At 38.3% G+C, this 22994-nt stretch carries 23 protein-coding genes and 1 pseudogene; 7 read left to right on the plus strand and 17 right to left on the minus strand.

Going from position 1 to position 22994, the window contains the following annotated elements:
- Positions 1 to 112: pseudogene (locus tag AACQ38_RS21225) on the plus strand (IS630 family transposase); the annotation flags it as partial.
- Positions 113 to 199: 87 nt separating this feature from the next.
- On the opposite strand, the gene bioD reads toward AACQ38_RS21225, so the two are convergent.
- The 3 genes from bioD to AACQ38_RS21240 form a co-directional block, all read right to left on the minus strand.
- Positions 200 to 907 (minus strand): dethiobiotin synthase, encoded by a 708-nt coding sequence (gene bioD, locus AACQ38_RS21230; protein ID WP_165579018.1) that lies wholly within the window; start codon positions 905 to 907, stop codon positions 200 to 202.
- Positions 908 to 1071: 164 nt separating this feature from the next.
- Complete coding sequence (gene mlc, locus AACQ38_RS21235) at positions 1072 to 2283, minus strand: sugar metabolism global transcriptional regulator Mlc (RefSeq protein ID WP_011146477.1); 1212 nt, start codon at positions 2281 to 2283, stop codon at positions 1072 to 1074.
- A 131-nt stretch (positions 2284 to 2414) separates the two neighbouring features.
- Positions 2415 to 3329, minus strand: coding sequence for a LysR family transcriptional regulator (locus tag AACQ38_RS21240; RefSeq protein WP_165579019.1), 915 nt, complete (start codon positions 3327 to 3329; stop codon positions 2415 to 2417).
- Between the two features lie 171 nt (positions 3330 to 3500).
- On the opposite strand from AACQ38_RS21240, the gene AACQ38_RS21245 reads away from it, so the two are divergent.
- Together AACQ38_RS21245 and AACQ38_RS21250 are read left to right on the plus strand one after the other, a co-directional pair.
- Positions 3501 to 4730, plus strand: coding sequence for an MFS transporter (locus AACQ38_RS21245; RefSeq protein WP_207631951.1), 1230 nt, complete (start codon positions 3501 to 3503; stop codon positions 4728 to 4730).
- Between the two features lie 155 nt (positions 4731 to 4885).
- Positions 4886 to 5902, plus strand: a complete 1017-nt coding sequence (locus AACQ38_RS21250; RefSeq protein WP_165579021.1) for a hypothetical protein — start codon at positions 4886 to 4888, stop codon at positions 5900 to 5902.
- 41 nt (positions 5903 to 5943) lie between these two features.
- Here the strand turns inward: AACQ38_RS21250 and AACQ38_RS21255 are convergent, their stop codons facing one another.
- From AACQ38_RS21255 to AACQ38_RS21265, 3 genes are all read right to left on the minus strand, one after another.
- Entirely contained in the window at positions 5944 to 6144 is a 201-nt protein-coding gene (locus AACQ38_RS21255; RefSeq protein WP_165579022.1) for a hypothetical protein, read from the minus strand.
- Between the two features lie 164 nt (positions 6145 to 6308).
- Complete coding sequence (locus tag AACQ38_RS21260) at positions 6309 to 6845, minus strand: hypothetical protein (protein WP_113049487.1); 537 nt, start codon at positions 6843 to 6845, stop codon at positions 6309 to 6311.
- Between the two features lie 34 nt (positions 6846 to 6879).
- On the minus strand, positions 6880 to 7047 hold the full coding sequence (locus AACQ38_RS21265; protein ID WP_165579023.1) for a hypothetical protein: 168 nt from the start codon (positions 7045 to 7047) through the stop codon (positions 6880 to 6882).
- 373 nt (positions 7048 to 7420) lie between these two features.
- Here AACQ38_RS21265 and AACQ38_RS21270 point away from each other — a divergent pair, with 373 nt between their 5' ends.
- Both AACQ38_RS21270 and AACQ38_RS21275 read left to right on the plus strand, forming a co-directional pair.
- Positions 7421 to 7639 carry an antitoxin MazE family protein gene (locus tag AACQ38_RS21270; RefSeq protein WP_113049488.1) on the plus strand — a complete coding sequence of 73 codons (219 nt, stop codon included), beginning with the start codon at positions 7421 to 7423 and terminating at the stop codon, positions 7637 to 7639.
- A complete protein-coding gene (locus tag AACQ38_RS21275) occupies positions 7636 to 7962 on the plus strand; it encodes a type II toxin-antitoxin system PemK/MazF family toxin (protein ID WP_165579024.1) in 327 nt (108 codons plus the stop codon). Before AACQ38_RS21270 ends, AACQ38_RS21275 begins: the two co-directional genes overlap by 4 nt.
- An 83-nt stretch (positions 7963 to 8045) precedes the next feature.
- On the opposite strand, the gene AACQ38_RS21280 is transcribed toward AACQ38_RS21275, so the two are convergent.
- The 6 genes from AACQ38_RS21280 to AACQ38_RS21305 all read right to left on the minus strand — a co-directional run bounded on the left by AACQ38_RS21280 (position 8046) and on the right by AACQ38_RS21305 (position 17007).
- On the minus strand, positions 8046 to 12923 hold the full coding sequence (locus tag AACQ38_RS21280) for an RHS repeat domain-containing protein (protein ID WP_165579025.1): 4878 nt from the start codon (positions 12921 to 12923) through the stop codon (positions 8046 to 8048).
- Positions 12924 to 13066: 143 nt separating this feature from the next.
- The gene (locus tag AACQ38_RS21285; protein ID WP_165579026.1) at positions 13067 to 14077 is read right to left on the minus strand and encodes a hypothetical protein; all 1011 of its coding nucleotides are present in this window, start codon (positions 14075 to 14077) and stop codon (positions 13067 to 13069) included.
- Between the two features lie 23 nt (positions 14078 to 14100).
- On the minus strand, positions 14101 to 14661 hold the full coding sequence (locus AACQ38_RS21290) for a hypothetical protein (protein ID WP_011146471.1): 561 nt from the start codon (positions 14659 to 14661) through the stop codon (positions 14101 to 14103).
- A 52-nt stretch (positions 14662 to 14713) separates the two neighbouring features.
- Complete coding sequence (locus AACQ38_RS21295) at positions 14714 to 14959, minus strand: acyl carrier protein (RefSeq protein WP_011146470.1); 246 nt, start codon at positions 14957 to 14959, stop codon at positions 14714 to 14716.
- Between the two features lie 12 nt (positions 14960 to 14971).
- Positions 14972 to 15748 (minus strand): hypothetical protein, encoded by a 777-nt coding sequence (locus AACQ38_RS21300; RefSeq protein WP_165579027.1) that lies wholly within the window; start codon positions 15746 to 15748, stop codon positions 14972 to 14974.
- Between the two features lie 5 nt (positions 15749 to 15753).
- A complete protein-coding gene (locus tag AACQ38_RS21305) occupies positions 15754 to 17007 on the minus strand; it encodes a beta-ketoacyl-[acyl-carrier-protein] synthase family protein (RefSeq protein ID WP_242685648.1) in 1254 nt (417 codons plus the stop codon).
- 786 nt (positions 17008 to 17793) lie between these two features.
- On the opposite strand from AACQ38_RS21305, the gene AACQ38_RS21310 reads away from it, so the two are divergent.
- On the plus strand, positions 17794 to 18420 hold the full coding sequence (locus AACQ38_RS21310) for an RES domain-containing protein (protein WP_165579029.1): 627 nt from the start codon (positions 17794 to 17796) through the stop codon (positions 18418 to 18420).
- A 51-nt stretch (positions 18421 to 18471) separates the two neighbouring features.
- Here AACQ38_RS21310 and AACQ38_RS21315 read toward each other — a convergent pair whose 3' ends face one another.
- From AACQ38_RS21315 to AACQ38_RS21325, 3 genes are all read right to left on the minus strand, one after another.
- Positions 18472 to 19161: a hypothetical protein gene (locus tag AACQ38_RS21315; protein ID WP_242685649.1), complete on the minus strand. Its 690-nt coding sequence runs from the start codon at positions 19159 to 19161 to the stop codon at positions 18472 to 18474.
- A gap of 112 nt (positions 19162 to 19273) precedes the next feature.
- Positions 19274 to 19684 carry a putative toxin-antitoxin system toxin component, PIN family gene (locus tag AACQ38_RS21320; RefSeq protein ID WP_036775679.1) on the minus strand — a complete coding sequence of 137 codons (411 nt, stop codon included), beginning with the start codon at positions 19682 to 19684 and terminating at the stop codon, positions 19274 to 19276.
- Positions 19684 to 19923: a ribbon-helix-helix domain-containing protein gene (locus tag AACQ38_RS21325; protein WP_036775677.1), complete on the minus strand. Its 240-nt coding sequence runs from the start codon at positions 19921 to 19923 to the stop codon at positions 19684 to 19686. Before AACQ38_RS21325 ends, AACQ38_RS21320 begins: the two co-directional genes overlap by 1 nt.
- A gap of 515 nt (positions 19924 to 20438) precedes the next feature.
- Here AACQ38_RS21325 and AACQ38_RS21330 point away from each other — a divergent pair.
- Positions 20439 to 22049 (plus strand): ABC transporter substrate-binding protein, encoded by a 1611-nt coding sequence (locus tag AACQ38_RS21330; protein ID WP_165579031.1) that lies wholly within the window; start codon positions 20439 to 20441, stop codon positions 22047 to 22049.
- Between the two features lie 97 nt (positions 22050 to 22146).
- On the opposite strand, the gene AACQ38_RS21335 is transcribed toward AACQ38_RS21330, so the two are convergent.
- Positions 22147 to 22479, minus strand: coding sequence for a hypothetical protein (locus AACQ38_RS21335; protein WP_162107614.1), 333 nt, complete (start codon positions 22477 to 22479; stop codon positions 22147 to 22149).
- A gap of 125 nt (positions 22480 to 22604) precedes the next feature.
- A complete protein-coding gene (locus AACQ38_RS21340) occupies positions 22605 to 22937 on the minus strand; it encodes a hypothetical protein (protein ID WP_162107613.1) in 333 nt (110 codons plus the stop codon).
- Positions 22938 to 22994 lie beyond the last annotated feature (57 nt).

Genomic DNA, 22994 nt, shown 5'->3' on the forward strand with positions numbered 1-22994 from the left:
TGAATTTCGAGACAACGTCTTCAAATTTTTCACCACAACGCTACCGGATATAGCGGACTCGCTGATGTCTAGAATTAACGACCATTTTCAGGTGCTAAAAACTGCATCTTGAAGTTTCTTGGGTATATATCCAAAATGGAGGAAGGTAATGATCTCCATTTCGGATAAAATCAAGCATCTTCAATGATTACGGGTATATTTATGTATATTGGCTCTCTATACCAACTTCACTCTCACTTCCCCCAACTTGTTTAAATATAGTGGCGACATCCAAGTAGCAGGATAAATCTTTTTCTTCTGGACGTAAAATATAAGGAATTTCACCTAACTGTGGTGCATTAATGTGACGGCGTAACCTATCCATCACTTTCGTATAGTGTGATAAACCAGGATTAATTCTGTTAGCTATCCATCCTACTAATTGCAATCCATCATTTATTATTGCCTGTGCGGTTAAAATTGAGTGATTTACACAGCCAGGCTGAATACCAACAACTAAAATGACAGGGATTTTTTCCTGAATCACCCAATCAAAATAAAAAGTTTCATCATCCAATAATACGCGCCAACCACCGTTACCTTCAATAATAACGCGATCTGCTTTATTACTAAGATTATTTAATCCTTTTTTCATCTGTTCGAAATCAACCTGATTGCCTTCACAATAGCTGTTTTTCCAGATAACTGGGTTAATTTCTTCATATTTAAGCGGAACAGGAGAAGATTTTTGTAGAATCACACCATCTCGATTACGCATACCTTCTTCTGTTTCATACCCTTCTGTGGCTATAGGTTTATACCCTACTGCCGTTGCTCCATCACGATTAAAAGCTTGTAATAATGCACGGGTAACAATTGTTTTACCTATGTTGGTATCTGTCCCCGTAACAAATAGGCGCGTTAACATAAATTCTGTTTTCCATAATGACAGATAAAACCCGGTTAATGAGCGCTTAAGTCTAGAGGATGCAACGATAAGGGAGATTGCGTTAGCTCAATGTTTTGTTTAATTGCTACACCAATTTCGTAAAAAAAATTTATATAAAGTTAATATTACAACCAGAAAACCTCTTATCCTTTCATTAAACTGATCAACAATGAACCATCATATAAAGCTTTTTTAACTGATGCTACCGTGGATAATGTACCTGAATTATTGAATTTTGTTGGAACTAATTCAATCTGTTTGCTATAGGCAGGCAAAGCGTGTTGTTGAATACATTCACTGATCACCGGATACAAAACTTGTTGTGAAGCATTAAGAGGAGAACCCATCAAAATTTTTTCTGGGTTAAATAAATTGACCATAATTGCAATAATATGCCCAATTTTTACTCCAATATCACGAATAATATCGACTGCCAGAGTATCACCGTTATTAACCGCCTGACAGAATGACTCAACGGTCAGTGGTTCACCGTTTAGTAAAGAATCGGGTACCATTGCCAACTGCCGTTTGGCTCTGGATAAAATATGGCTGATACCTACAACCGTTTCCAGACACCCAAAATTCCCACAATAACAGCGTTCACCATTAGGTTCAGCCTGAATATGCCCTACCTCCATGACACCACGGTTGCCAGCATGCAATGTTTGCCCCGCAATAATCACGCCAACACCAACATGTTCATCAATGACCATTTGGATAACATTCTGACAATTTTTTGCTGTGCCATATAATGATTCAGCTATCGTCCAGGCGGTTATTTCATGTTGAAGAAATACCGGTAATCCGGTGCGACGATGCAGATATTCTCCTATTGGCAATTCCTGAACCTGGTAATAAGGGAAACTGTGAATTAAACCTTGAGTCGGATCAACAATCGCATTTACCGTCATGCTAATTGCCGTCAGACGCTCAAGACGAGATTGATAGCGACCAAAAAATGCATCAATCTCATCAATAATGCTATCTAAAAAGGATTTTTCCTTGTTGGCCGGTAATGGTAAAACATCTTCAACAATTAACGTGCTACTTAAATCACGCAGTCCCAATATTAAACTTCCCAAGTTAATACTGACACACAGGAAATGCCAACTTTCAGAATCAAGCTTTAGTCCGGTCGCCGGGCGCCCTCTAAATCCTAAATCCAAAAATTCCGTTTCCATGACTAAGTGTGCATCAACCAATTCACGGACAATCTTAGTAATACTGGCTGGAGCAAGTTGCGCTTTTTTGGACAGCTCAATACGGGAAATTGGACCATATTGATCAATTAACCGATAAACAGTACCAATATTAATCTGTTTAATCTGATCAATATGCCCTGGTTGTCCATCCATTATTTACCTTCGTTATACTCTAATTAATTCACGTTTCAAAATAATTGTTAGCTGATTATGTCGAGGTTTTAGGTAAAAAGTATGATTCTTGCAATAAATATGTGATATTCAGCACGAAATTTAACTTAATTCTACTTATTTTTTCCATGCAAAATATTAGATATGAGTAGGTTTATCAGCCTGTCTGCGGCGGCCGATATTGGCCGGTTTTTGTGATTTACCAACCAGACCTCAGAACAAGAATGGTTATCAACTAATGAAATATACTGGACACCATCCACTTTCATTCGGGTAAAAGATTCAGTCACAACACTGACGCCTAATCCAGCAGAAACTAGCCCAAGAATAGTCATCGCTTCGCCGGCTTCCTGTGAAATCATCGGTGTTATACCTGCTTGAGCAAGTAATGTGATGATTTCATCATATAAAGCTGTCCCTACTTCGCGCTCAAAAAACACCATCGGATAGCCCGATAACATTTCGAGCTTTATTCCCTGTGGAGCATATTCCAACAAAGGATGTCCATCATAAACAGCAAGCATAAAAGGTTCCCGAAATAATAGCCGATACTCAAGGTTATCGGGTAATTGGGTATTGCGCATGATGCCAACGTCAATCCGTCCAGTCAGCAATGGTGCAATCTGCTGTTTAGTATTCATCTGATGCATATGAATAGCGACTTCCGGGTAACGTTCCCGAAATTGCCGTAAACTCAGAGTGACCTTATTCATAAACGGTATCGTAGAGGTGAAACCGATAGATATTTCGCCTAATTCCCCTTTTTGCATTCTTGCTGCTTTTGTTGCAGCAGCATCAACTTGGGCCAGGATCTGATAAGCTTCTTTCAGAAACATGTTACCTGCCGGCGTCAAGCTCACATTCCGGTTATTACGCTCTAACAACCGCGCATTTATACTATTTTCAAGTGATTGAATCTGTTGGCTTAATGGCGGCTGTGAAATATTAAGCCGTTCTGCCGCACGACCAAAATGTAATTCCTCTGCCACTGCAATAAAGTAGCGTAAATGCCGTAATTCGATAGCCATAATCACCTTTGAGATCTAATACATATTATTGTTAATGATTAATATATTAGACAAAATATTTTGCAATTCATATGCTTGATCTTCATAAAAATACAAACTAGCTACTGTGTTAAGTAAGGAAATTATGTGAGCGCCAGCCCTGGTAGTAATAATCGCAGTATCAATGAAAATCTGACTCTTGGTAATCATCTTGTCCAAAATGCTCAAAATAAGAAAAATCATATTCAGAAAGACGACCCTCTGTATGTTAAAGTGACATTGTCACTCTTTACCGTAGGGTTAGCTGCATTTGCCCTACTCTATTTCGTTCAACCAATCTTACCCATGCTGTCGGATGATTTTGGTGTTTCTCCTGCTACCAGTAGCTTATCTTTATCCCTTTCAACCGGAATGCTGGCATTGGGCTTATTAATCACCGGTCCTCTGTCTGATGCTATCGGCCGTAAAAATGTGATGGTAACAGCGCTATTCGCCGCTGCACTTTTCACTTTACTCAGTGCATTTATCACCAGTTGGCATGGAATTCTGATTGTACGCGCTCTGGTTGGCTTGTCTCTCAGTGGCGTAGCCGCCGTTGCAATGACTTACCTTAGTGAGGAAATCCATCCTAACTTTGTTGCTTTATCAATGGGACTTTATGTGAGTGGTAATTCTATTGGTGGCATGAGTGGGCGATTAATATCAGGCATTATCACTGATTATTTCTCATGGCGGGTTTCTGTCACCGTATTAGGTTTATTGGCATTAATTGCGGCAATGATGTTTTGGCGTATGTTACCTGAATCGCGCCATTTTCGGCCAAGTTCTCTCAAACCTCACTCTTTATTAATCAATCTGAAATTACATTTTCGTGATAAAGGATTGCCATTACTGTTTTGTGAAGCCTTTTTACTTATGGGCGGCTTTGTTACCCTATTTAATTACATAAGTTATCGTTTATTAGATTCACCCTATCACTTTAATCAGTCAATTGTCGGTATGTTGTCTATTGTTTATTTGGCAGGAACATACGGCGCATCCAAAGTAGGTCCATTAACCCATCAATATGGACTCGGAAAAGTGCTGATCGCGACGATAAGTATGATGCTAATCGGTACGCTTATTACCTTATTCTCATCTGCGGTGATGATTATCATTGGGATGATAGTCCTCACTTTCGGTTTCTTTGCCGCACATGCAGTTGCCAGCGGTTGGGTCGGACGTCGTGCTCGCCGGGCCAAAGCACAAGCGTCTTCCCTTTATCTGTTTTGTTATTACTTGGGTTCAAGTGTAGCAGGCACTTTTGGCGGTATATTTTGGCTCCAATTAGGTTGGAATGGTGTTGTTTTATTTATTACCATTCTTATCCTTTTGGCTCTACTCTTAGGGTTTAAACTCGCCAAACTTCCAGAGGCAAGATAATAGAAGACAAGCATTATTTTATCCGCCAGGTAATGTCCTTCACTTTCTGATTTGTCAAAAATTAATGTGTTTTTTTGCCGCGATATTAAAAATCGTGACAACATTGTTCAACAAAAAAACAAACATTAATACTCATATATAAGGAAGAGTTAATTATGGGAAATTCCAGATTTGAAGGTTTCACTAAAGAGGAAATAAAATTGGCATATGAATTTGATATGCTAAATCAATCTATGGTGATGGCAGAAGCGAATGCCTATGCGTTGCAAAAGCAGTTATATCGCCTTAGCCAACCACAAAAACTGCTAAATAAAATAGGTCGGAATGCACTGGTAGAGATTAAAGATACGATGATACGTTCAGTGCCTGCTTCAATATGTGCAGGGTTGGCAGGTACTGCTACAGCATCAGGTGGCCCCGCTATCTCTTTTCTCGCCAGTGCGGCAGCGGGAAGTATTGGTGGAGAATTGGCAAAACCTATTACGTCAAGAACCGGTGTTCATACTCAGTTGTATCCGACCTGTACCGGTAATACGATTAAAGACATTGAGCAAGAGGTACAGAGAAAATTACAGGGAAAATTGAGTGGTTACCCCAAGCTACATGAACTATACCGTACCTATATCAACAAAGAATATGCACGGGATTTTGTGCTTGATACCGCACTGGCAAATACACCTGATGTGGTTACCAGTGCTATAACAGAAGGTGTCAATAACTGGACGGCGGGTACTTTCAGTTCCATGCTGAAATATGGCCCAATACCTATTGTGGCTTTAACTGCGGCGGCGGGATTAGATCCTCGTGGTATTTATAATAAAGGCAAAGATACATTTCATGCTATGGCTAGCATAAAACCTGGCCCACACGCAGGGGGTAATCTGAAAGCGAAAAAACTGGAAAAATTACTATGTACTTATCAAGAATATTTACCCTATCTGGAGCAAAATTTATTTCGTGCACGAGATTGCTTAACGAAATTGATTAAATTGCTGAACAGCAATCTGGATAGAAAATTAAATGTTGAAGCATTCATGAAAAAATCCCCTAATCTTGTCTTATCATATAAGAACGCTCACATGGCATCTCAAGAAATTATCAATATGCTTGAGTTATTGATTATGCTGGAAAAAGAAAGAGAAAATCAGGTAGTTAGGGAAACCTGTTTATAAAATTAATCCTCTTTTAGGTACGTTAACGCAAACCAAGTGACCTAAGAGAGGGTTTTAATCAAGGTGGTGTACTTGACGGTATCTAAAGCAATTACCAACCCTCTTGGTATATACCCGTCATCTTTCAAGTTGCCTCTTTGTTGGCTGCACTCACTCACCCCGGTCACATCGTTACCTATGCTCCCGGGGATTCGCTCCCTTGCCGTCGCGATCCCTCTTGAAATCCATAGGGTATAGCTCACACAACTAACTGCCTATCTCAATAGGGCTATTTTATTTGCCATTTTGAACCTGGGCAGTGCTCAAAATCCTCACGTACTACGTGTACGCTCCGGTTTTTCCGCGCTGTCCGTGTTCAAACTGCCTGCAACAATTACGCCTATTGAGATAGGCTCTAAGCCATTCACTAATTAATAATGACTTGAAAATCTGTAGAAATTAAATTTGCTAAAAAATTTGAACTCACTTTATTTTTTACAAAAAAAGATAGATTTGGAAATATAGAATCTTTACCACTATAACTCAATTCACCCTCTTTTATAATATAACAACAGGGCTCAATTAAATTTATGCTGTACTCTCCAGCTCCTGTATCATCGGAATATATACCAAAATTATCAAAACCGTTCTCAACATATTCCCCATTATTGAAAAACCAATCTTGAGTTGGCTGTTCCCTGGACATTTCTGCCGTAAAATTTCGGGGAGTGAAAAACTGAGCTTTAAACGTAAATGCAAGATAAAGATTTGAAATATTTGGATAACAAAATAAGTTGCGAAATTCTGAAATATTCTGGCCATCTAACCATATAAATCCTGGAGTACAAATGCGAAAATTCAAATTCTCCGCATTCCATTTTTCTATCTTTCTATCGGGTGCTAATGGGAATTTCATCACGATACCATTTGGAGCATATTTGTTTACATAAATATTAGTCATCATTGTGCCTCATCTTTTAATTTATACCCGTTATCCTTCAAGTTGCCTCTTTGTTGGCTGTACTCACCCCGGTCACATCGTTATCTATGCTCCCGGGGATTCGTTCCCTTGCCGCCGCGATCCATCTTGAAATCCATAGGGTATATTTACTTGGCTCAATAGCCCCAACCTTGTTTATTATCTCTTTTTCACAGTATAATGCCATAATCGGATTACCGCTAATACTCCACGATCAAAATTACTTCACATTCATCACACTGTTAGAAAAAATAATAAAATCCCGAGATTTATTCAGGTAAATGCAAAATATTCACCTACTGAAAAATTATTATCAGCACTGATATCAATATTAAAATAATATACAGCAAGATTATTCTCATATGAAAATAAACAGGAACTCGGACAACAAGAATACGCTAGATTAATACCTTAAAAACCTTTTGGGATTTTAGCTCGATATTTCTGCCTACATTGAAAATACATTGAAAAAAGATTTCCAACAACTTTTACTAACGTGTTGCATGTAACGTTTTTTTTGGTTATATTATAGACATCGTTACATGTCACGAGGGTGAAGTATGAATAAGGTTGCAGATCGTGTCAAAAAACACAGACAACAGCTCAGGATGTCAGGATTAAGGCCCATTCAAATATGGGTGCCTGATACACGCCTCCCTCATTTTAAAGAGGAGTGTCGGCGTCAAAGCCATCTGGCTATGGCAACACAGGATAAGGAAACGGATACACTATTAGAAAATGCGATAAATGAACTAGCTGATTCAGGAGACTGGGAGTGAAAAGGGGAGACTTGATAACAGTTGCTCTACAAGGGGCTTATGGCAAGCCCCGCCCTGCACTGGTTATCCAATCTGACAACTTTGATGAACATCCCAGTGTTACTATTTTGCCCGTGACCTCAACATTAATTGATGCACCACTTTTCCGAGTGATGATCGAGCCTTTTCCTGAAACAAATCTTGAAAAACCGTCACAGGTCATGATTGATAAAACCATGACTCTCCCGAAAGAAAAAGCTGGCGCAGTATTTGGTAAACTCGATTACACGACGATGCAGCAAGTGGATCGCTGCTTAGCTTTGTTTTTAGGTATCGCAAAATAGTTTTAAATTCAATTTTCGACTTCTCATAAAAGGCGACACAGACGTCGCCCCCTAGTTATTATTTCGTTCAGCCCGCAGAATCTTTATATTGTCAAACGGCCTCGTAACACATTACGGGTGTTAATGGACGATTGACTAAATAGATTTCCGGTACTATTTCGAAATGCTTGGTTCACTTCAACGGCTCGAATAGAAGGATGAACATTTATCGCTTCTGGCTCCGATTGGGTAAAACGAGATAAAGTATAGGCTTCACTTCCCTCAGAAGTACCTGCTGATGAGCTGAGTTCCCAAGTATGATGATTCACTGCATAAGCTGTACGCGCAAGATTAATTAGCCCCGCCGTTGTTGATACAGCCCCAAAACCTAAAGAGACCCATCCCAAGATATTAGCGGCATTCGCATTGTTATCTGCAACAGCAGAAGCCGCTATCCCCGTAGAGAGCGCCACAGCATTCGCACTCAATGATATCGTGGATAAAGCGATGTCCCAGCGTCTGCTAGAACGGCTGGCAATTTCACCAAATTCAATAGGTACTGACCCGATAACACTCGTGCTGGCTACCTGAGAACCACTCCGTGCCGATTTTACCAACGAAGAGGTAAAGGTTATTGCGCTGATACCAAAGCTTAAAACCCCCAACCCGGTACTAATCCAATTTAATATCCCGGCTGTTTTCGGATCTTTTTCTGATAATGCTGCTGACGCAATCCCTATTGAATCAGCAGCTAATCCAATGACGGTCGCAGTAACTGCAAACGCACTGGTAGAAGCAATCGCCCCCAGAGCTCCGCCCGCAGCAATGAGACCCGCACTAATTGCCGCTCCTGCTCCTAGTGACACAACCCCAACAATGATACCAATTGCCCCCAGCACAATACCTAATATCCCGCCAGCACTAAGATGACCGTTCAGATCAATCCGGTTGATAGGATCGCCTTGGCAATAAGTGTAGGGATTAACCCCTCCCCGGCCAAAGGGGCTCCAACTGTCGGGACTATGAAATCTCATGAGAACCGGATTGAAAACACGATATCCGTTACCTAAGAAGTACCAGCCTGTTACTGGATCGACCTGCGCTCCATTCAAACCCGGTAATGAAGAAATTAAACTCCTAAAGCCATAAGGTGTGTAGGATAAAGCCATCAACTCGTTTTCGTTCTGACTGGCTATAACCGTACTATTATGGTCAGTACCGTATTGATAGTAGACTGACTCGCCATTCTTGGTGCTCTGATGACCAAGCCGTTGTTTATCACTGCTCAGCCAGGTAATGGTTTCATCACCCAATTGAACATTCGCCACATTACCTGAAGCATAATGTTGACGATTAACCGTACCATTCGCTAAAACTTGTGCGGTTAATTTGTTCAATGCATCATACTGATATTGGCATACCAAATTACCCTTACTGTCTTTGACCTGTACCAAGCGATTATTCTGATCGTAAATAAGCGTTTGCCCTTTTTCGTCGCGTGTTAGATTACCGTTAGCATCATAACTTAACTCTATTTGCTGTTTATCGCTGGTAATACGAATAAGTTGGGTTGGATCGACTTGACTGAAATGATAATCCACTGTTTCTTTACCATCTCGATATGTATTATCAAGCCGTTTGATATTACCCCATTGGTCATAATGGTAAATTTGCTGACTTAACACACGACCAGTATGATCAACCGGAGATTGTTCTCCCTCGCATTGGTACTGGCTTAAGCGCTGATTACTATCATATTGATAACGTTCATTTTTCATAGCCACCCCATCAATGGAGGTGATGCGTTGACTGATTTGATTATTCTTTGTATAGCTTAAGGTAATGACTTGTATTGAGAAGTCACTAATTAGCGAGCGTTTTATCTCTCGATCAAAAACATCGTATTCAATTTTTGTGGCTAATTGGGCTAATGACGTTGTGTCTTTTGTCGTCGTTGTTATTAGCCGTCCAACATTGTCATATTCAAATGTAGCGTATTGCGAACTCTGTTCTGTTTTAACTAATCTTCCTTCGGCATCGTAGCTATAAACATGATCATGAGCAAAACTATCTTTATGACGTTGAATCAAACCAGACATCGTATAACAGTAATCGCCCGATGAAATCGGTTTATTATCCCGCGAAAATGATTCGTGCTGTAATACACCCGATGGAAAATAACTGTAATTGCTCTGGGATACACCTTCTGTCGCAGATAATAATGCCCCCGTTTTCTGATAGTAACTAAAGTTTTGTTGGCTTGTCTCTGTGGTAAATTTGGACATCACACTACCGAGAGCGTAAAGATAATCGATGTTTTGTTTATTATGCGCAGGCGTGACAGACTGAATAGGTTTATCACCTTGAGATCCATATAAATATTCCGTTTTGCGGCCGCCCACCGTATCGCGGGTTACCCGCCCAAGACCATCATAAACTAATGAACCCAATTGTGTTCCATTCACATTCAGTGCAGAAATTAATTCTTCATGGCTAAAGCTTGCATAAGCGGATTCTAATATTGTTCTGTCTGGCAACGTTTTTTTCACTATACGATCAAATAGATCGTACTCAATTTGGGTAGCGTAACCCTCTGCATCTGTTTCAGTCACCGTACGACCAAATCCATCATAACGATAGGTACGAGTGCTATATATCGCACCATCAGGATACACAACTTTAATTGAAGCAGGCTGTTCAAAGTTATTTTGCTGAATATTTAACATCCCCAACCCTTTGACCCCTTGAGTAATTGTCCTCGTAATAGGATCATGGATTTCCAGCTCTATCCGACCATCACTATACTCAGTACTGTAACGATTTCCCCAACCATCATATTGATAGGTTTTCGTTGTCACCAAAGGCGCCGTCAAGCGAGTCAAAGGATTAGCAGATAAATCCCATAACCAATCATTTGAAATCTCTTTGACCAATTGCCCCAAAACATCATATTGTCTGGCAAGAACTTTTCGATATGTGCCTTGATAAATCCCCGATGTTCCCCAAACACCATCATCATCTTGTTCTTCAATCGAGCAAATACGCCCCATTCCATCGTAATGGGTTTTACGTCTGATGCCTTGAGAATCAATTTCTATCATCACCGGCCAAAAATCATTTTCGTCACCACCAGGATATTGATATATATAGCTACGTTTAATTTCTTTTGTCGTGCCGGGGTCAATAATTTGTCCTATAATTCGGCCAGAAAGATCATAAGACTGGTCCGTAATGACATGGTTTACATCAACTTTACGGAGTTGCCGATGTGTATAAATGGAGGTCACATTTTTCGATTCCATATGTGTACCATCAAAACCCGTCACCGTAGAGTTTGTAGTCATCTCACTATCTGAATATTCATATTTAAATGTGGTAACCGTTTGTTGGTTATTCATCACCGACGTTATTTTTGCTAATGAACCATGAGATTTGTTTGTCGGTGAATTAACATAGTTAAAGGTCCTCACTATTTTACTGTCTATCGTCTCTGAGGCTTTACTGACATATTCCTTAACATAAGCGCCGGTAAAAGTGGGCAGTTTTTGATACGTGTAGGAAGTCACTCTATTTGCGACACTTTGAGCAGCATCAGGTGATCCTTTTTGCGTAACTGATTTTAAAAATCGGGAAAAACCCAATGGATCGGCAGGGCAATTATTACCTTCACCATTCACCGGATAATAAACGTATTCTTTCTGTATCCCACTGGTCTCAGTAATAAGTAGAGTATTTCCCCAATCATCGCTTTTAATATTAACACTCTCTTCTCGTGAAGTATTGGTCTGTAAGTCTGTGTAACGTGTTAACACATGAGAGGGTTGTTGTAAATTTTCTGGTTGTTCGGAAAAGCTTTTTGACGGATCTTCATTATAAGTAATTTCTGTTATGATCCTCTTATTATCTTGTGTTTTTGCTTCTTTGGTCATTAAATGAAATTTATCAAACACTCTTTCTGTTACTGAAATAACATTTTGACCGTTTAAAACACGTTCAATGGATGAATAGGTATATTTCCCTGTAACCAGATATAAATTATCTTGACTGGAATCAAAGCTTGTCCGACCAGAAGAATAGCCCAAGAAATTATGTACTGAACTATATTCATAGGATTTGCTGATCGCAGGCTGCCCATTACCAGGTTGAATAGTCAATGCAGCAGCATAAGGAATAGATTCCGTGTCTGTAACTTTATGCCCATTCTCTTTATAACTTACCAGCTCAACATAACCTGTTGGTGTACGAAAAGCGCTAATAACCGGAAATATTCCTTTTAATGTCTGATAGGTCATCTTAAATCTGGCAGAATCAATAGGACCAGAAGCATCATAAGGTACAGTCACAGTAATGAGGTAATCATTGCGATAATCGAATGCGATTTTCGCAGAGATATTATTATCATCTGGGTATTCAACTGATGTGCAATTATTTCCAGAGTAATTGAGTTTAAGATAAGTTTTACCCGTCATACGGTATTTTATTTCGGATAATGCAAATCTTGAATTATAAATCAAATCAAATACTTCACCATCAGGAAATTCAAGTGCAACCGTTTTCGCAATATCACTTGATCCAATTCGTTTAAGTGTCTCTATAATGCCATTTTTGTTATAAACATAAAAGGTATTACTATCGAATTTATATACACGTAAATCTTTTAATTTTTTATCTTTAAAGCTAATATCATTATTATTAGGTGGCAATGGCTTACATTTAAATTGCTCTCCATTTGCTCGGCTAAATGTAAGTGTTTTTACATCTAACATTGTTAATGAAAATCGCCAGCCAATACCAAACCCATTATTTAATGTTGTTAATGGCGAGAATGATAAATTAAGTACCTGTTCAATATTGCCGACATTATTTGGTCTCAACGTGATAATATTGATATTTGCGCTATATTGACCTGTTCTGGGATCGACACCAGTATTAATATAAGATCCAAAATTAAATGCATTGGAATATATATCGTTAACTTTCATTTTAAAGTTCCCGTTTGATTAATATCACAGCCAAATTAAATATCTATTTAGCCATTCTTTTATATACAATAATAGAACATCTTAATTGCTGGTAAACGCACATGCGATTACCAGCATAGATAAAGATTTTTTACTAAGGAAAATCAACTTATTCTCGCTATGCTTAGCGCACGCCCAATATTAACCGAGGATATTCTAAATTTATGCTGGCAACCGTAGTTATCAATGATTGTGACATCATGATATCCATCGACATAACCGGTGGTCCATGAACATCCTGTTACATGGAGTACCTCAGCAGCAAGCTGTGTGTCAGGAACAGTTACATCATAAGAGTAGTCCATAACACATCCTCCACTCATATCATTTCTAGCATTTACATATGAAGTTCCTCGTTTAAATACTCTTGCTCTTGTCAAGAATCTATCATCTGATGAACTTTTACCAAGGACATATATATTATTAACAGTCCTGTCATTCCCTTCAAGAATCCTCAAATGATATGGCAATGTCCAGCGATAAAGGTTAATTGTTTGATGATGGGTATCCGATTTCGTTGATTCTTCTGTTTTATCAAACAATATATTGGTACTTTCATGCAATTGATTTGCATTAATTGCATAAGGAGCAATGGCTTTTAATAAAATTTTGCTGTCAAAAACTTCATCACCAACCGACATATTCGTTGTTAGTGTGCGCTTCCCATTCGTATCTTCGAATGTCATTTTTGCCATTAGGTATTCTGTACTTGTCCTATTACTACTAACATAACAATAGATAATTTCAGGAACACTCTTCACACTGTTCTGATAGTTTTCATTTGTACAACAATCTCCCGCACGATTTATTACCGGCTCCTCAGTAAAAATATCAGCACTATAAACACCATTTAATAACCCAAGATCATATTTATTTCTCGCATCTGTCGTTGTCCATCCTGAAGGCATTTTTAATTGGTCATATATGAGGCTATCACTCAATGCAGCCACCTGAATCGATCTTTTTTCAGCATCACTAAGTGCTAATTTTACCCAATCACCATTCTTATATTCTTGTTTAAGTACAGAGATTTTTACCATACATTGATGACGCCCATTAGCATAAAAATTGTCATCAGTTTTTTCGATGGTAAATGTTGTTATTTTCTTTTCCATCACACTCTCCATAATATTGTGAATTAAGCTATAATAGAAAGAATATCAAGTTCAAAGCCATAATATGGCCCTTGCAATTCGGTAATAATTCTGACTCGATAACGTTTTGATAAATCGTCTTCAAATTCCTTCAAGGCGTTCATGATAAATTCGCTGTATTTTCCTTGTGCAAAAAAGATAAATTGCGTGGTTGAAGGATTAATAGAAACATATTTACCCAACGCATGGCGTAGCGTCTTAATAAATAGTGAACCATCTTCATTTAATTCGAATAATTTTCTATCTGTCGTCGTCCTATCCATAAAATTTCCTTCACCTAAAAGATAAATATTTATCTCACGATGGTCTCGACGCAGTAAAAACTGTTTGTTGATATCCAATTCGAATATTCTTGGTTTAATAGTTTTATCAAGTAAATGATCTGGAATAACAAATTCAATCAAGAAACGACGCCCATTCACGATAATAGGCAAATGTTCTCGATCAATTGAGAAACAGCACAAATTTCCAACCCATGAAGAACCTTCTGTTTCCGAATATGCTGAATATAAAGCAGCAACCTTACCTTGTTCTAGAATGTTCATTATAACCTCTTAATATTAATGGTGAAAAAACAGCATTAAATCAAAAGTCAACTTACAGTTTTGATTTTACATAATTAGTGAGCTCATCTAATGTTGAAATAGAATGATCTGAAAAAAGTTCAGCTTTAAGCATAATGCCATACGTTTCCAATACAAATACTTGAATTTCCACATAGTCAAGGCTGTCAAATTTAAGTGAAATAAAATAAGATTCTGGTGTTATCTCTTCCTCTTCGATATCCTTCATCATTAATATTCTATTTTTTATTGCAGTAAAAATATCACTTTGTGTTGGCATTTCGCTTTCCTTTTATTTCATCTTAGAGATAATTGAAATCTTTGATACAAAAATAGGGTTTTTATCATATAAACATCGGTAATAAAAAATACGGATATAATCTTTAGGGCCATTCTTAATCAGTAAAGGTGGATTTAATTCAACACAAATATTTGGAGAAGATCGTAATATTGTGCTATTAGCAATGTCCTCCTTGATCTTAATCGCTTGTCCGGTATGCAAAGTAAAAGATTGATTCAGATAATCCTGTAACTGGTTAAAATAGTAGTGTTCAAAATTAAGAAAACCTGTCGAATTAATGACAAGATGAAAAGCAAGCGCATCCAGAAACCATCCAATAGATGTGACACTGGGGAAATAATGTCTAAAGACAGCATATTTTTCACAAACGCCTTCCCTTGTTATCGTCAATTTTTGGCAGTTATCTTGAACAATCCAATGTTCAATTGACTCCATTGTATTTTCTACACTGGTATTGCCGGATAACACACTTTTTCCGCACGGATTTTCCAATTTAAACGTTTTGCTTTTAGTATCAATTCTCAACTGATGTGGTAATGCAGTATAAACATATTGACGAAATGACGTATCAATATTCAGTATTCCAGATGCAAAAGCGGAAGTTAATTGAGAGAACTGTTGCCTGACATAAAGCAAACTCAACATTCCCTGCACAGGGTGCTGCTGCATATTGTGTAAAAACTCACTGTTCGCCGAATAATGGATAGCATTAAAATCCCCAGAGAAATTCGACCAATGTTCAATATCTTCCATTTCAAAAATCAACATATCAGTTACCTTACCTTAGAAATAACCAACGCAGCGTTATGTCCTCCAAAACCTGCACTGATATTAAGCGCCACTTCTGGTTGAGCGGTGTAGCAATGTTGATTAGGTAAATAATTAAGGTCGCAATCTGGATCAGCCCGATGTAAATTCAATGTTGCTGGCAAGCAATTTTCAGTTAATGCCTTGACACATACAATAGTTTCGAAACTACCGGCGGCAGCAATAAGGTGACCGGTATAAGATTTTGTGCTTGATATAAGTACCTGATAAGCATATTGGCCTAGTGCTGCTTTAATTGCCTGAGTTTCATAAAGATCATTTAACGGCGTAGAAGTACCATGAGCATTAATGTAGTCAATATCTTCCAGCGAAATCTGTGCCTGCTCGATGGCTTTGGTTATCGATAATATTTTAGGTTCAATATCTTCTGTCGGCCGGGTTAAATTAGCGGCATCTGAATATTGAGCGTAACCTTTGATTTCCGCCAAAATCGTTGCCCCACGCGCGATAGCCGAATCATAATCTTCCAGACAAACCACCGCCGCTCCTTCGGCCAATACAAATCCAGAGCGATCAAGACTAAATGGACAACAGGCGAGATTGGGGTCCGTTTGCTCTTTCGACAATGCATTCAGTACATCAATACTCCAAATGTTACATTCTCGAGTAAGTGATTCAGCGGCCCCGGCAATCATACATTTTGCTCGCCCTGAGCGAATAATTTCAAAGGCATCACCTATCGCCATTGTACCCGTTGCGCAAGCAGCCATAATGGTATTCTGATAACCACGTAGTCCATACATGATCGAACATGCCGCCGTCATGGAACTTGGCATGGTGATAAGATTACTCATAGGATGAGCTAATTTAACTTTCTTATACTGGCAGGCATAATCTCCGGTATTATCAACAGCTCCCCAACCACTGCCAAGTATTATCCCACATTCGTATTTATCGTAATATTCAACAGGTGATATGTTCACGCCAAATGCTTGGGTAAGAGCTTGATAAGTCGCTTTCAACGCCATTTTTCCGCAGTCAGAAAGCATATGAGTCAACTTTTTTGGTAATAACTGATAACGTGATGGATTGGGGGCAAGGAAAGAAAAGAAACGTGAATTAATGAATGAGTCAGGAAATTCAATTCTATGAAATTGATGTTGTTTCTCGATAATACTTTGCCAACATGATTCAATATCTTCACCAATTGGTGTTACGGCGCCCATACCTGTAATAACAACTCTTTGAGTTCTCTGCATATTGGTTACCATTTATACATGGATTGAGAATTTCAATTTTTCTAGCTATAAAATAGGCTAATGAAGACATATCACCATAATCATAAATAAGTATTTTCAATACTCCTGGCTAATAGAATCGTTATTTGTGAATTATGTAAAACTAACTGACAGGTTATTTTCTCTATGTAATAAAACCGATGATAAATATCCGCAAGCAAATATATTATTATTTTAATATCATTATATTCAGCCTGCAAAATAATTGGTTTCACCACATTAGGCTGTATTATCATGGTAAATCCTGATAATTTATTTACCATTAACTCATTATTCTGTTTAATAAAGCATATCATTGTATAAAAATAAAATATAAATAATGAATCTAATTATTTCACAATTTTTTATTTCATAACATATGAATTCAATGATTATATTAATAATCCAACAATGTGATTAAAGAAAAGAAAAATAGTACTCATTCACATCATCCCTGTGAATGGGTACTGAGATACATTGCCCAATTTTTCTCTGCATCAAAACATATACCCTGCCCCCTTGTTTGTAATATACTGCCCACAACTGGATAAATACACAGCACTATACCCAATGGATTTCAAGATGGATCGCGACGGCAAGGGAAAGAATCCCCGGGAGCATAGATAACGATGTGACCGGGGTGAGCGAGTGCAGCCAACAAAGAGGCAACTTGAAAGATGACGGGTATATACATCTTCATTGTCCAGTTAATGTAATAACACCGGAGACAACATATGGCTGAAACAGGCAAGGATACAGGAGTGTTCAGTGGTAACAAAATCAGAGGCAAGCCCTGACTCAGTGACAAAGCAGCAGTTCGATACCCTCACCGTCGATAAAATTACGCAAAGTATCATTATCATCTCAGCCGGCACAGTTTTTTACCGGCTACAAGAGGGTAAACACGGGGGCAATGGCGTATTCTTTAACCGAGACGGAGGACATACCCGGTACGGGTTAACGAACGGCATAGATGGCAATTTATATCTTGCCAGCTCTCCAAGAACATCGATGAAGGAGGTGTTTCAACGTTTGCCAGCCATTACAGACCGGGAACTGGATGGGTACCATATGGCTACATTGGTGACAGAGAAAGATCTACGTATTGTAGACATTACCCGGCTGGCGCCGAAAATGCATATTACCGCCCATCAACTAACCGGCACAGACTACCGGATCACACAGCAACTTGCGGCAAAGCTATCACCGCACGCAGATGGACTGGCTTACGTGTCTAACGTCACCCTTGAGCCTTGCACCGTACTTTGGCATGACGTTCCTTCGGGTAAAGACGTGATACACACCGAGGAACTCAAAGTGCTTAGGGAATTTGAGTATGAAGGAGAAATTGCCGAAGATATCCTGGTGAACGACTTGGATATTCCCGTAATATGACAAAAATAGGGGAGCAGGTACTATGCCCACTCCCCTATTTTTTACCATTTACTATGCAGCATCTTGAGTGCCAAACGACTTAGCTAAACGGATTAGCTGCTGAAGTTCATCATCCGAAACGCCATCTTTCAGCAAACCAATAACAGTGAACTCTTGACCTTCCGGTAAACGGTGATTCAGTACATTACGTTTCTGCACGAAAAATCCGTACTGCATTACACCGCTGCAATGACCAAGATGAAACAGGATCTCAACTACCCCTCTGAGCACACCTTTTTCGCCTTTGCTTTCATCATCGGTGAACTGAAAAGCTGGATAAATAAACTCACCATCGTATTCCAAGGCCAGTAATTTACCTGTGTCCTTTTTCTTTTTAACGGTTACTTTACTGACACCAAGCAAACTCGCTACCTCAGCAGAATTTAACACCCCACCATTTTCACGCACATTGTCAAAAAAGCGCGCACGGCTACGCACACGATTAAGTAACCTCTTCTTCTCCGGCGTCAGTTCAGCAAGCGCCCGTGCGGGTATCGCCAAAAACAACATATTCATCAGAAACTGATTATCCGGCAACGCTAGCTGACGCTTGATGTTAGCCTTCCCCTTACTGCGAATACCATCAGCCAACTCCTTAATGATATTCTCAAGGCGATCAGCCGCTGCATCAGCGTCGTCGTACTCATGATGAGGTGCCGCTACGTTATTACCGAGTTTGGTCTTCCTATATAAAGTTTGCATAATGCACCCCAAGTTAACGATTGATAGCATAAAGAATATACCTATAATCGTTAACCAATGCAAATTTTATCCATCTGTGCCGTGTGCTATTTCTCCTCTTAGTTTCTTTTCTTTATAAAACCTCAAGGCAAAAATTAGCAGGCGTAATAATACGAGTACGGCCAAAACATCTACGCTGTAATAAGCCAGCTCGACGAGCTCCAGTTACAAGATAATCTGCTTCACCAGCACATGCCATAGCGAGTAAAAACGCATCGTCAGGATCATTCGTTTCCTCTTTAATATATAATTTCTCCAATACCAGAGCACGTTGTAAGTTATTGATCATAGCCCCCACTTTAGCTGGTTGTAAGACAGCTTGGAATTTTGGATAACGACTTGCACGGCGAATTTCATCAAGCTGTAACCGTGAAGTCACCACTTCGAAACGTGCCGCACGCCAAGCTCGATAAATCGTATCTGGTGCACCATGTGGTGAGATCAAAGCACTAAATAGAATATTAGTATCAAGAACAACCCTCATTAGCGCTTACGATCCCAATCCAGAGCCTCATCAACTATTGAAGCAAGCTCCATCTCACTAACATCAGTGTTAGCCACTTTAACTTGTTCTGCTGTCAATTCTAAAATGTGTGACCGTACTGCCTCTTCTATAAAGCGGGATAAGTCTCCTTTTTTTCCACCTCCTTGATTAGCCAGAAACATACGAAGGGATTGGTCAGTGTCAGCAGAGACAGCAACGTTCCAACGAACACTATTCATAATATATTTTCCTTGTTTATGTGTTTATGTGTTTATGTGTTTATGTGTTTATGTGTTTATACACTAATCATACATGAAACGCAAAATCTTACCCACCCGCTAATCTACAACATTCATACTCACCTCTTACACTACATAAATCTCCGTTAATACCCGACAGTAACAGAAAATTGTACTGTTGATAAATTGTGAATTCATTTACAAAACACGATTTTAACAGTTAAAAACCCGTTAATATCTGAAAAAAATAATACGGTTGTTGAATAAATTTTTTTAATAAAAAAATTAACAATGTTCATATAAATTTTTATAAAAATAAGTCATTAAGGTTATTTTCATCACTCTTTAAACAGGGTGATTAGAAAAATAAAATTATCAGTCAACGACATCTGGAATGAAATAATACATATTTAGCTATAATTAGCTTTGGCTCTACGTTCACCCTAGATCCAATTTCAAGCGTTACAACTTGCAATATCAATCTGAAAAAATGCGTTATTATTGGAGAAATTACGATGAAAAAAACAATAAAAAACATATCCTTATTCACAGGAATAATAATTGGGAGTTTAACATTATCTCATGCAGCAATTATTCCACCCGGTACACAACTGGCAACCAACCAGAATATTGTTCGTCATAACGGCTCAGAACCTGCTTCTCTTGACGTGCATAAAGTTGAAAGTGATGTTGAGTTTGATATTATAAACGACTTTTTTAGTGGATTAATTAGTATAGGAAATGATGGTAAGTTTAATCCTAATTTAGCTATCAGTTGGGAAACTAACGATAATAAAACTTGGGTGTTTCATCTAAGAGAAGGAATAAAATGGTCTGACGGTTCACCTATTACCGCTCATGATGTGGTTTTTAGTTGGAGACGTTTAATTGATCCTCAAATGGCGTCCCCGTATGGCAGTTATATTGAGAACATGTATATAGTCAATGCCAAAGATATTCTTGCGGGTAAGAAAAAAGCCGATGAGTTAGGTGTAAAAGCATTGGATAATTTAACGGTAGAAGTAACATTAGAGCAACCGTTATCTTATTTTTTAAATATGCTGGCACACCCAGTTATGGTGCCTATCAGCCAAAAAGCGGTTGAGAAGTATGGTGAAAAATGGACTCAACCAAATGTGTTTGTCAGTAGTGGCCCATTTAAACTCTCTGAATGGATCGTCAATGAGAAGGTAATTGGCGTCAGAAATCCACAATATTGGGATAATGAACACACCGTGATTAATAAAGTTACCTATCTTAACGTCACATCAGAAACAGCAGTGGTAAACCGTTATTTAGCAGGAGAAATAGATATTACCAAGGGTATCCCATCGGTTTTATTTAAATCATTAAAAACCAAATTAGGTAATCAAGTTCATATTTCACCTAAATTAGGTGTTTACTATTACGAATTTAATACCCAAAAAGCCCCTTTTAATGATATTAGAGTCAGACAGGCATTAAATCTGGCTTTAGACAAAGATATCATAACAAATAAAGTCTTAGGGCAAGGCCAAAAGCCAGCCTATAATAATACTCCACCAAACACAGGCGGAATGAACTTAAAACAGCCTGATTATGTATCATGGACACTGGCAAAAAGAATTGAAAAAGCCCGGCAATTATTGAGTGAAGCGGGTTATAACAGAAATAATCCATTGAAATTTAATCTTCTTTACAATACATCAGAGGATCATAAAAGGATTGCTATTGCAGCCACCTCAATGTGGAAGAAAAATCTAGGCGTGGATGCTGTCTTACAGAATCAAGAATGGAAAACAATGTTAGATACCATGCATCAAGGTAATTTTGATTTGGTAAGACACGCATGGATAGCTGATTACGATAATCCTGCTTCGTTTTTAAATAATTATGTCACCAATAGTTCTAATAATACATCATTATATCATAATGATATTTATGATGATCTGATCAGTAAAGCCAAAGCAACAAACGACATAGGATATTTCCAGCAAGCACAAGATATTCTTACAAGAGATGTCCCGGCAATTCCTATTTATTACTATGTTAGTGCCAGATTAGTAAAACCTTATATTGGTGGATATTATATCAGCCCACTCGGCCTTATGTCATCGAAAGATCTTTATGTTATTAAACATGAATAAGACATCGTTGTCATATTAAAATAAAGATTACGGTTGAAAACCGTAATCTTTTTCAGAGGCAGTGACATCTTTAAGAATAAATATGGACTAATCTAACCTATTCATGGATAGCTATCCCAGTTATAGTATGGTACTTAGCAAGTGATACAGTTACTCTTGACCCTAAAAAAAATGCATTAGAGACAATTTTATTTCGTATCGGATTATTTAACGTCTCATCGTGGACACAATATCCCTCCCCGTCGTCAGTTTGTAATATATAATTTACAGTGCCCCAGCTATCTTTACTTATTAACTTAACTAATTTCCCTGTAAGGGTTCCGCTATCTACAGACACTTTTCCACATTCTAGATCGTCCGCAGCAAAAGATTTTGCACATAGTAAAAGTGATATAGCAGAAATAATAACAAATAGATTTATTGGTTTCATTTTTTATCCCATTAAGCACCTGGCTTTTGATAGTTGTAAAATTTGGTTAACTCTTAGGTTGTATCTATGGCTTTCTTTAAATCCTCTCCTTAAGGATAAATATGGACTAATCTAACTAATCTAACCTATTCATGGATAGCTATTCCAGTTATAGTATGCTCATTAGTAAGTGATACAGTTACTCTTGACCCCAAGAAAAATGCACTAGAAATAAGTGTATTTCGTATTGTATCTTCTATATTTCCAACTCGGACACAATATCTATTCCCGTTATCAACTTGTATTACATAATTTGTAGTTGTCCAACTACTCCTATCTATTAATTTAACCAATGTTCCTGTAAGGGTTCCGTAATCTTGAGTGTAATCACCACACACTAGATCGTCCGAAGCAAAAGATTTTGCACATAGTAAAAGTGATATGACAGAAGTAATAACTAGTAGATTTATCTTTTTCATTTTTTATCCTATTAAACATTAACCTCTTCATAATTGTAAAATTTAGCTAATTCTTAT

The sequence above is a fragment of the Photorhabdus sp. RW14-46 genome, assembly GCF_963887965.1.
In the GTDB taxonomy this organism is placed as follows: Bacteria; Pseudomonadota; Gammaproteobacteria; order Enterobacterales; family Enterobacteriaceae; genus Photorhabdus; species Photorhabdus laumondii.

Excerpts from the sequence above, each read along its gene's own strand:
- mlc (WP_011146477.1), bottom strand. The coding sequence starts at position 2,283 with ATGGATGGACAACCAGGGCATATTGATCAGATTAAACAGATTAATATT.
- bioD (WP_165579018.1), bottom strand. The coding sequence starts at position 907 with ATGTTAACGCGCCTATTTGTTACGGGGACAGATACCAACATAGGTAAA.
- AACQ38_RS21290 (WP_011146471.1), bottom strand. The coding sequence starts at position 14,661 with ATGAACATTCTAGAACAAGGTAAGGTTGCTGCTTTATATTCAGCATAT.
- AACQ38_RS21270 (WP_113049488.1), top strand. The coding sequence starts at position 7,421 with ATGAATAAGGTTGCAGATCGTGTCAAAAAACACAGACAACAGCTCAGG.
- AACQ38_RS21260 (WP_113049487.1), bottom strand. The coding sequence starts at position 6,845 with ATGATGACTAATATTTATGTAAACAAATATGCTCCAAATGGTATCGTG.
- AACQ38_RS21325 (WP_036775677.1), bottom strand. The coding sequence starts at position 19,923 with ATGAATAGTGTTCGTTGGAACGTTGCTGTCTCTGCTGACACTGACCAA.
- AACQ38_RS21280 (WP_165579025.1), bottom strand. The coding sequence starts at position 12,923 with ATGAAAGTTAACGATATATATTCCAATGCATTTAATTTTGGATCTTAT.
- AACQ38_RS21330 (WP_165579031.1), top strand. The coding sequence starts at position 20,439 with ATGAAAAAAACAATAAAAAACATATCCTTATTCACAGGAATAATAATT.
- AACQ38_RS21315 (WP_242685649.1), bottom strand. The coding sequence starts at position 19,161 with ATGCAAACTTTATATAGGAAGACCAAACTCGGTAATAACGTAGCGGCA.
- AACQ38_RS21335 (WP_162107614.1), bottom strand. The coding sequence starts at position 22,479 with ATGAAACCAATAAATCTATTTGTTATTATTTCTGCTATATCACTTTTA.
- AACQ38_RS21340 (WP_162107613.1), bottom strand. The coding sequence starts at position 22,937 with ATGAAAAAGATAAATCTACTAGTTATTACTTCTGTCATATCACTTTTA.
- AACQ38_RS21300 (WP_165579027.1), bottom strand. The coding sequence starts at position 15,748 with ATGTTGATTTTTGAAATGGAAGATATTGAACATTGGTCGAATTTCTCT.
- AACQ38_RS21265 (WP_165579023.1), bottom strand. The coding sequence starts at position 7,047 with ATGGCATTATACTGTGAAAAAGAGATAATAAACAAGGTTGGGGCTATT.
- AACQ38_RS21295 (WP_011146470.1), bottom strand. The coding sequence starts at position 14,959 with ATGCCAACACAAAGTGATATTTTTACTGCAATAAAAAATAGAATATTA.
- AACQ38_RS21320 (WP_036775679.1), bottom strand. The coding sequence starts at position 19,684 with ATGAGGGTTGTTCTTGATACTAATATTCTATTTAGTGCTTTGATCTCA.
- AACQ38_RS21250 (WP_165579021.1), top strand. The coding sequence starts at position 4,886 with ATGGGAAATTCCAGATTTGAAGGTTTCACTAAAGAGGAAATAAAATTG.
- AACQ38_RS21285 (WP_165579026.1), bottom strand. The coding sequence starts at position 14,077 with ATGGAAAAGAAAATAACAACATTTACCATCGAAAAAACTGATGACAAT.
- AACQ38_RS21240 (WP_165579019.1), bottom strand. The coding sequence starts at position 3,329 with ATGGCTATCGAATTACGGCATTTACGCTACTTTATTGCAGTGGCAGAG.
- AACQ38_RS21305 (WP_242685648.1), bottom strand. The coding sequence starts at position 17,007 with ATGCAGAGAACTCAAAGAGTTGTTATTACAGGTATGGGCGCCGTAACA.